The 8,045-nt window shown below is 49.3% G+C and carries 5 protein-coding genes; all 5 read right to left on the reverse strand.

The window, feature by feature from the left end:
* Positions 1-322: 322 nt before the first annotated feature.
* The 5 genes from mglC to MXE41_RS12685 all read right to left on the reverse strand — a co-directional run bounded on the left by mglC (position 323) and on the right by MXE41_RS12685 (position 7,688).
* The gene (gene mglC, locus MXE41_RS12665) at positions 323-1,543 is read right to left on the reverse strand and encodes a beta-methylgalactoside transporter permease (protein WP_247100802.1); all 1,221 of its coding nucleotides are present in this window, start codon (positions 1,541-1,543) and stop codon (positions 323-325) included.
* Positions 1,544-1,553: 10 nt separating this feature from the next.
* Positions 1,554-3,056: a sugar ABC transporter ATP-binding protein gene (locus MXE41_RS12670; protein ID WP_247100804.1), complete on the reverse strand. Its 1,503-nt coding sequence runs from the start codon at positions 3,054-3,056 to the stop codon at positions 1,554-1,556.
* 1,412 nt (positions 3,057-4,468) lie between these two features.
* Positions 4,469-5,494 (reverse strand): galactose ABC transporter substrate-binding protein, encoded by a 1,026-nt coding sequence (locus MXE41_RS12675; RefSeq protein ID WP_246979027.1) that lies wholly within the window; start codon positions 5,492-5,494, stop codon positions 4,469-4,471.
* 868 nt (positions 5,495-6,362) lie between these two features.
* Complete coding sequence (locus MXE41_RS12680) at positions 6,363-6,500, reverse strand: hypothetical protein (protein ID WP_247100806.1); 138 nt, start codon at positions 6,498-6,500, stop codon at positions 6,363-6,365.
* Positions 6,501-6,746: 246 nt separating this feature from the next.
* Positions 6,747-7,688 (reverse strand): flagellin, encoded by a 942-nt coding sequence (locus MXE41_RS12685; RefSeq protein ID WP_247100815.1) that lies wholly within the window; start codon positions 7,686-7,688, stop codon positions 6,747-6,749.
* Positions 7,689-8,045: the final 357 nt, after the last annotated feature.

The following is an 8,045-nucleotide window of genomic DNA, read 5'->3' on the forward strand; positions in this document are numbered from 1 at the left end:
GGCCGGTTGGGGTTGCGGAGGCGGTCCGGTTCAAAATGGTTATGGATTGTGGTGCGCCTGAAAAGCAAAAAGGCGTGTCCCGGTGAAGGGATACGCCCTGGTGCACCTCATGCATGCGAGGTGCTAATTTGAGACAAGGTTTATCGTCTGTGCCATGCCGCTTAAGGCTGCATCCGCGTGTGTGCGGCCAGGGGCTGAAAACTTGTCAGTGTACTGTTCTGTTTAATCTTAAAGGGCAGGCAGCGACCTTGTGTTGAGGCGGGCCTGCCCTTTTTGTCTGCACTGGTGCAGCATTGCAGCAGCTGCAGACCGGATATTGAGATTAGTTCTTCTTACGGTACTTACCCATATCGATAGCAACGGCGGTGGCAATAATGATGCCCTTGATAACCTGCTGCCACATTGGGGATACGGAGATGAACTGCAGACCGTAGGTAATAATGGTGAATACGAACACACCGGCGATAATGCCTGATACGGTTGCGATACCACCCATTAAGGATACACCACCTACTACGCAGGCTGCGATGGCGTCGAGCTCATAACCCATACCGTACTGGTTGGTAGCACCAGCGGTACGTGCAGCCTCGAGCACACCGGCAATACCGTACAGACCGGCAGCCAGAACGAAGATGAACAGGTTGGTAGCGTATACGTTAACACCGGCTACAACGGCAGCCTCACGGTTACCACCCAGAGCGTATACGTTCTTGCCAAATACGGTCTTGTTGAGTACGAACCAGATGATTACGGTGATGGTAGCTGCAATAGGAATCAGAATGGAGACACCTGGGAAGCCACCGCCCTGGAAGAACTTGGTCTGGCCTAAGGCTGCAAAGTCAGGACGTACACCACCGATTGGCTGGGAGTTGTTTGGTGGCAGGTCGAAGTACAGGGAGCAGCTGCCATAAACAATTACGGAAGTAGCCAGAGTTGCAATGAATGGATGCATTTCATACTGGGCAACCAGGAAGCCGTTGAGGGCACCGAACATCATACAGATACAGACTGCTACCAGAATTGGGATGAATAAAGGCAGCTGGGCAAGCTCTGGGAAGAAGCGGTTGCCGTAGTCAGCGGTCTGCAGCATTGAGGTGGAGATAACGGCAGCGAGGCCAACGATACGACCGGCAGACAGGTCACAGCCAGCAATGATCAGGGTAAAGCAGATACCCAGAGCAATGATGAGCTTGGTGGATGACTGGGTCATAATGTCCAGAACTACTCGAATCTGCATGAAGCGAGGCTGCAGGAAGCAGATGATTAATACGAGTACCACCATCGCAATAATAATGGCGTAGTTGGTCAGGACATTGTTAAGGGTCCTGGCATTGAGAACGATATCTGGAGCATGAGCTATTGGGCGCATGACGTGGTAACCGTTCTGGATGGTCATCCAGGCACCGATCAGCATCATGATAACAGGTAAGTCGTACAGGGTCTTGATTGAGGCAAAGTAAAGAGCAATGCCTAATAAGATCACGGCTCCGCCAACGCCGGTAAGGGCCTTGTAGTAGGAGCTCTGAGTAATTGTATTTGCCATAGTTTCCTCTCTACTTCTTGAAGCTTGAAGCCAGACGCATGATTTCTACCTGGTCGAAGTTTTCCTTGTCGACAAAGCCGGTGACATGACCTTCGCACATAACCATAATGCGGTCTGACATGCCCATCAGTTCAGGCATTTCAGAGGAAATCATGATGATCGACTTGCCCTGCTTGATCTGGTCAAGCATGAGGCTGTAGATTTCATATTTGGCGCCAACGTCAATACCACGGGTAGGCTCATCGAAGATGATGATGTCGGAGTTGGTCAGCAGCCAGCGGGCAATCAGAACCTTCTGCTGGTTACCACCGGAGAGATTCTTAATTGGGGTCTGCAGATCCGGTGTCTTGACTCGTAACTCGCGGCAGGAGCTTTGTGCAGCAGGGACACGCTTGTCATCGTCGAGAATACCCATCCTGGCAAAGCTCTGCTGAGCTGCAATCAGAGTGTTATCGAGAATGGAAAGAATACCGAAAATACCGTTCTGACGACGCTCTTCAGTAAGCAGTGCGATACCGTTGCGCTTGGCATCACGCACAGACTTGATCTGAATTTCCTGTCCGTTCTTGAAAATCTGACCGTGGTTAAGTGCACGCAGTCCGAAAATGGTTTCTACCAGTTCGGTACGCTGAGCGCCTACCAGACCACCGATACCGAGGATTTCGCCACGGTGCAGCTGGAAGTTGACGTTAACGAAGGAGCGCGGTGCAGCTGCGGTGAAGTCCTTAACCTCCAGAACGACTTCTTCTGATGGCTTGTCTTCACGTACAGGGAAGCGGTTGGACATGTCACGGCCCACCATCTTGCGGATGATGAAGTCCTGGTCGATTTCCTTGGCCAGGTAGGTGCCGATGAACTTGCCGTCACGCATGATGGTTACGTCGTCACTGATGCGCAGAATCTCTTCCATCTTGTGGGAGATGTAGATGATGGAGCGGCCTTCATCTCTGAGCTTGTTGATGATCTTGAACAGATACTCAACTTCGTTCTCAGTCAGGGATGAGGTAGGCTCGTCCATGATGATGATTTTGGCATCATAGGAAATGGCTCGGGCGATTTCCACAAGCTGGAGTTTAGAGGCGGAAACCAGACCGGCACGCTCTTTTGGATCTACGTCCAGACCGATGCTCTTGAAGAGCTCTACAGTCTGATCGTACATGGCCTTGTGATCCACAAAACCGAATTTGGTTGGGAAGCGTCCAATCCATACGTTTTCCATAACTGAGCGGAAACGTATAGGGTGGAGCTCCTGGTGAATCATGGAGATACCCATGGCCAGAGCAGCTTTGGTGTTAGGAATATCATTGATGGACTTACCATTGTAGAGAATGGTACCCTCATCAGGATGATACAGACCAAACAGACATTTCATGAGCGTTGATTTACCGGCGCCGTTCTCACCCATAAGGGCGTGAACAGTACCCGGTCTTACCTTCAGATTGGCATGATCGAGTGCCAATACACCAGGGAATCGCTTCACAATGTCGTTCATCTCAAGGACGTACTGACTCATGAAAAATGATCCTCACTTTCTGTAAGACTGAGAGCTTGCGGCATCAGCTCTGTCGGGGGTGATGAACCTCTGACTGCCCTGCAGCATCAAGGTTTTAAGCCTTAATGAGCAGCTATTGCTGTGCCTCAAAGCTGTGACCACAGATATCAGGCACACTCAGCGTGTCTGACGCTTTGCATAGATCTGTTTATCGAAGTATCTAAGATATGCCATGCTGCTTTTACAGTCGGCATCATACCTGCGGCATACGGCCTCTGACCGTTTAAACCGCCTTGGAGACGTGCAGTCACAGGATAATGCCGTTTTGCATGCATAAGAGAGGAATACTTTCAGGCCTGAGCCTTGAGTACACCTTCTTCAGTAAAGGGAAAAAACGAGGAGGGAGGGATGAATCAGAGCAGAAGACAGTGGACGTTAAATAGCTTAATAAAGTTAATTAAGTCAGTTGCTACAGCTTTAAAGACTGCAGACATCTGCATTGCAGCAGGTCAGACCTCTGCCTGAGAGTTGCTCAGGGAGAAGGCGTCCTTTATGAACTCTTACCGGGCGCTGCAAACTGATTGCGATAAATACTACCGCCTCGCCTTTAACCTTATTGTTGTATGATTGCTAATCACTGCACACAGCCTTATCAGACTGCTGCCTAACCTGAAACTGTCAGTCCTGCAGGGACCGGTGGTTCCGTTATCTGGCAGGGACCAGATAGATGGGGCCGCTCAGGCAAAGGACAGTGAATGACATGTAAAAACAGATAAGTCCGGCTTGTCAGGCCAGAACCAGAAAACAGCTAACCTTATCTTCAGGTGACCATCACACTGGCAGGTGTGTTGACTTCAACAGCGGCGCAACGGCATATTCAATGCCCTGATAACCGCAGTCTGGTCGCTTTACAGCTTTGCCCTGAGCTCAAAGAGCGCGGGCTTGCCGCTTTCGGGCTTGCGCCTGGGAAGTGCTGGTCTTGCTCCCCTTGACTTGACCTTATACAGGTTCAAGATCTGGTGTCATCGTTGATAACTTTGATGCCCTGAACAGATAAATGCAGTCCCCTGATTAGGTCTGCATGCGAAAAAAGGGCGCAACTTGGGCCGTAACTGCATTGAAAACAGCTGGATTTGAGATATCAGGCAGGTTACAAACAGATGCGGGATTGCGGCTTATTTCTTATGCGGGATTTAAGCAGGTGACAGGCAGGTCTCAGTCTTGGACCTTTAATACTCATGCTGGGGAAGTCAGCCTGAGCACTTTATTTATAAGCTGGCAGGAGCCGGCTTATTAGACACACATTGCGCAGCCTCAGGGCTGCTTTTTTGTGCTCTTTAAAAGCCCGACAGCAATGCTGCCGGGCTTTTGGGTTTACAGACCCCCTCAAGAGCTTCGGGGGCTGTTGAAACCGGGCTTAAGTAATCAGATGATTACATGAAGTCCTTGTAGTTTTCCTGGGTAACACGTACGTAAGGAATCCATACATACTTGCCATCAGTGATGGTGTAGCCGATGGACTCACTGGTAACTGGCTTGCCCTGAGCAGCTTCATTGGCAATACGTACAGCAGCGGTACCCTGGTTAACAGCGTCGTTTAAGGAAGTGCCTAACATCTGGCCCTTGGAAATGGCCTGTAAGGCTGGAGCAGTAGCGTCAACACCTACAACAGGGATGAACTTGGAAGGATCCTTGCCATCCTTACCCAGGTTGTAACCCTCAGACTTCAGAGCCTCAACAGCACCTAAAGCCATGTCGTCGTTGTTGGCCAGTACGGCCTCGATGGCCTCAATACCAAGAGAGGTAATGAAGTTCTTCATCTTGTCGTGGCCCTGAACCTTGTCCCAGTTGGCGTTGTCGGAACCAATCTCAACGATGTCGAGGCCGGCTTCCTTCATGGCCTTAACGCAGTACTCAGAACGTAAGGTAGCGTCCTGGTGGCCCTGCTCACCCTTAATCAGGATGTACTGGAGCTTGCCGTCACCGTTCTTGTCAGCCTCTGGATGGGCCTTGAAGTACTCGGCGATTAACTGACCACCAATGGTGCCGGACTCTTCAGCCTTTGCGCCAACGTAGTAAGCCTTATCCCAGCTCTGTAAAACAGACTTTTCTGGCTCACGGTTGATGAAGACGATTGGCAGGTCAGCAGCCTTGGCCTTGTTTACGAGAGGGCCGGCAGCGGAGCGGTCTACCGGGTTGATAACCAGAGCGTTAACACCCTTGGTGATGAAGGTGTCAACCTGGTCATTCTGCATTGGCTGACGGTTCTGGGAGTCTACTAACTCAATCTCAGCGCCTAAGCTGTCAGCGGCCTTCTGCATGTTGTTACGAACGCCGGTCATAAAGGTATCGTCAAACTTGTAGATACAGGAGCCAACGAGGACATCCTCAGCCTGAGCGGTACCCATGGTGGCGGCTAAGACGGCAGCGGCAGCAATAGCAGTAAGAGACTTCTTCATAGATCTTTGATCCTCCAGGTAACTAAAATAGCTTAAGGTACTTTACTGACTGTTCTGATCATCAGGTTAACAACAGCTTTCCTGGTGTCAGTCAAAAAGTACAGTCGCAGCGCAGGCATTCAGTGAAGTTCCTGAATTTATTCAGGTAGGCTCGATATTCTTCGATACCGGGCAGGGCAAAGCTCGCGAATGCAGCTTCATTTGCGCTTCGGCCTTAAGTTGGTTACATGATATTGATTTGTCCGTTCAAAAACTGCGATCCCTCTCCAATTTTTAATCAGAAATTAAATTTTGAGAAAAAACGGTAAAAATGGGCATGAAAACGGTTACTTAGAGTATGACCCCGGGCCTGTTTAAGCCATTGTTAGAAAGTTTCAACTGCGCAAATGACAACGATTGCATTAATTTACTTTGCAAAATTATGATATTGATCACGTTTTCTACGAAACAGTGAACAGAGGCCACAAAAGCAAAAGTACGAATCCGTATTTTTATCAGCCAAGCCAGTATATGCAAACGATTGCAGTCTGATATATAAGCGGCTTTTTGACTGATCAGAATGTCCAGATTCAATCCACGTGCTGATATCTATAAAGGCACGAAAGCGTTTTCATGACTGTCCATAAATCTGAACTTATTAAGCCAAAATTGCGTACCAATAAACAGCAAATTTTAAGGATGTCAGCTTACAAAGACCGGAATCATGCTCTTTATGCATGAAAATTTATAACAGCAGCAGCCAAAAATACCTGCCAGGCCAGAAAATCAGGCATGCTAAGGGCAATGGCCCGCACGGCCCAAAAAGCCCGCAGTTGCGTGCCCGTTGACACATAAGCACAATCGCTACGCACTGGCATATATATCAGATTTATAACAATAATTGCACGCCATAGAGCACGCAGGCCGTGCTCAAGCCCGGCCTCACAAAACCCCGAACACCAGTGCGCAACGCATCATCGCCGCCTCCATGAATATGAACAAAAGCAACATATTCGATCACCTTCATAGCCAGCAAAGAACACCATGCCGGGCGAAAACAAAAACTCTTACAGAAAGTCCCATTGCAGCATGATCGACCCGTTGAGGCCGCTACGAACAGACTGCTGAGCATTACCCGTGTCTTGCCAGATAAGCACTACACAGCCCTTATGCGGCGCATAAACGAAAAGAGCCTGACTGCAAGGCAGTCAGGCTCTTGAGAGGTCAGCTGTGCTGACCAGCGATTATCGGTATTCAGATATCTGTATTCAGATTAGCCCAGCAGGGACAGACCCAGCTGTGGGCGAGTGTTAGCCTGCATGAGCATGGAGGTAGCAGCCTGCTGAATGATGGACTGCTGGCTCAGGTTGGCAGACTCCTCGGCGAAGTCGGCGTCACGAATACGGCTGCGGGCATCTGCCTGGTTGGCAGAAACATTAGCCTGGTTGCGGATTGAGCTCTCTAACCTGTTCTGTATTGCACCTAGGTCGGCGCGCTGACCGTCAACCTTGGCAATAGCGGCGTCAACAGCCGCGATAAGATTGCTGGCGTCATCTGCAGTAGCCAGGGTAAAGCCATTGGTCTTATGCCAGACAGCACCGCCACCGCCTGGTGCTGGAGGAGGTGGTGGTGGAGGTGCTGGGTTAGCGCCACCGCCTGCAAACAGCTTTGACATAATGGTGGTCTGGACTGAGAACTCAATGGTGTCGCCCTTATTGGCACCAACCTGTAAGGTCAGCTTGCCTGCATCGGCGTTATTATTACCATTTTTACCGTAGATGGAGGTGTCATTGGCACCGTCCAGCACGGTCTTGCCACCGAACTTGGTCTGCTGAGCAATACGGGTGATTTCAAAGCCCAGAGCGTCAGCCTCTTTCTTCAGTGCAGCGCGGTCTTCGGCAGTGTTAGTGCCGTTAGCAGCCTGAACAGCCAGGGTACGAATCTTCTGCAGCATAGAAGTAGTTTCGTCCATGGCGCCTTCGATAGTCTGAGCAAGAGCAATACCGTCGGAGGCATTGCGGTTACCCTGATTAAGGCCGTTAATCTGAGTAGTTAATCGTGATGAAATCTGCAGACCAGCCGCATCGTCCTTCGCACTGTTGATTCTCATACCTGAGCTCAGGCGTTGGTACGTAGTGGTCAGCTGAGTCTGTACATTATTTAAATATCTGCGTCCGTTAAGGGAGCTGACATTAGTATTGACGTAAACTGCCATTTATTTTTGTCTCTCTCACACGTAAACGTTTACACCTTGCCAGACCTTAAGTCCATGGAAAGATGCAAAGGTTGTTCGTTCTCACCAACATAACGGCACGAAAACCATCACCTGCACGATAAAGAAAATTATGATATCTATAAATAAAGTGTAAATAAATAGATACAACTAATCTGGAAATATAAATATGTAAACACCGCTAAATTATAGCGTCACATACAAACATTTGCCATATAGTCTGACAATGTTTTGTATTAGGCATGGGGCCTTGGACCTTTTGAGCTACTAAAAAAAAATTTGAGTTCAAAAAGTCTACAGGATTAACCTGTAATGCAGCCTCAGCTACGGTCAGTTTGC

This window comes from Anaerobiospirillum sp. NML120449 (assembly GCF_023051105.1).
GTDB lineage: Bacteria > Pseudomonadota > Gammaproteobacteria > Enterobacterales > Succinivibrionaceae > Anaerobiospirillum.

What these genes read in the sequence shown, in the direction of transcription:
- mglC (WP_247100802.1), bottom strand. Translation starts at nt 1,543, where the DNA reads ATGGCAAATACAATTACTCAGAGCTCCTACTACAAGGCCCTTACCGGC.
- MXE41_RS12670 (WP_247100804.1), bottom strand. Translation starts at nt 3,056, where the DNA reads ATGAGTCAGTACGTCCTTGAGATGAACGACATTGTGAAGCGATTCCCT.
- MXE41_RS12675 (WP_246979027.1), bottom strand. Translation starts at nt 5,494, where the DNA reads ATGAAGAAGTCTCTTACTGCTATTGCTGCCGCTGCCGTCTTAGCCGCC.
- MXE41_RS12680 (WP_247100806.1), bottom strand. Translation starts at nt 6,500, where the DNA reads ATGAAGGTGATCGAATATGTTGCTTTTGTTCATATTCATGGAGGCGGC.
- MXE41_RS12685 (WP_247100815.1), bottom strand. Translation starts at nt 7,688, where the DNA reads ATGGCAGTTTACGTCAATACTAATGTCAGCTCCCTTAACGGACGCAGA.